Genomic DNA, 380 nt, shown 5'->3' with positions numbered 1-380 from the left:
CGCGCTGCGCACCCGCCGCGTCGACGGCGCCGTCGTCGTCACCATCGCCGACACCGGCATCGGCATTCCACGCTCGGCGCTGTCGAAGATCGGCCAGCCCTTCGAGCAGGGGCAGAGCCAATATGCCAAGAGCAAGGGCGGTTCCGGTCTCGGGCTCGCCATCTCCCGCTCGCTGACCTCGCTGCATGGCGGCCGCATGAAAATCCGCTCACGCGAAGCTGTGGGCACCGTGATCTCGCTGCGCATCCCCGACGATATTTAAAGGCCACGTCAAAATCCGACCGTTGTCAGCCGGCCGATGCGGCGGTGAAAACCGCCAACTGAGCGGCGAAAGCACGCATGTATGCAGGCCGCGCTTCGCCGCGGGCGACATAGGCGGA

Annotated in this window: 1 protein-coding gene and 1 pseudogene; one reads left to right on the top strand and one right to left on the bottom strand. The window is 66.3% G+C overall.

Features of this window, described 5'->3' with window-relative positions:
• The coding region (locus tag EOD29_RS30730; protein ID WP_245475488.1) for an ATP-binding protein at positions 1 to 262 on the top strand (262 nt) is incomplete at its 5' end.
• Positions 263 to 287: 25 nt separating this feature from the next.
• Here EOD29_RS30730 and EOD29_RS37555 read toward each other — a convergent pair.
• Positions 288 to 380 (bottom strand): annotated as a pseudogene (locus EOD29_RS37555) (glutathione S-transferase family protein); the annotation flags it as partial.

It is taken from the genome of Mesorhizobium sp. M1A.T.Ca.IN.004.03.1.1, assembly GCF_003997555.1.
Taxonomy (GTDB): domain Bacteria; phylum Pseudomonadota; class Alphaproteobacteria; order Rhizobiales; family Rhizobiaceae; genus Mesorhizobium.
The sequence above is the reverse complement of the archived record's forward strand: the minus strand, read 5'-3'. Positions and strand labels throughout refer to the sequence as shown.